This is a genomic window from Pseudomonas sp. SIMBA_067 (assembly GCF_046534675.1).
Lineage (GTDB): Bacteria > Pseudomonadota > Gammaproteobacteria > Pseudomonadales > Pseudomonadaceae > Aquipseudomonas > Aquipseudomonas putida.
The window spans coordinates 1-265 of sequence record NZ_JAWRYH010000591.1 but is presented as its reverse complement, the minus strand read 5'-3'; the positions used below and the strand labels follow the sequence as shown (position 1 = coordinate 265).

Below are 265 nucleotides of genomic sequence, written 5' to 3'. Positions count from 1 at the left end.
AGGCCAAATCGCCAGGTGTGTTGTCCGGTGGCGGGGAGTTCCAGCTCGCGAACGTTGTCGTCATCTATCCCCCAACGAATGCCGGATTCGTTGACCCACTGGCGTAAATAACGCAGCCCTTCTTCGGTGATGTCAAACCGCGCCGCCAGCACCGGCACATCCAGCAGCGCCAGCACATCCTCTGACACAAAGCGACTGTCAGGCAGTGATAACAGGCTGATAAACGCTTCCAGTACCGGATGTGACTGCCGCGCACGACGGTCGG

General features: G+C 59.2%; 1 protein-coding gene. It reads right to left on the bottom strand.

The annotated features are described in order from the left end of the window. Positions 1-265 (bottom strand): hypothetical protein (locus tag SB765_RS30460; RefSeq protein ID WP_410932598.1); only part of this gene is annotated, 265 nt, incomplete at both ends.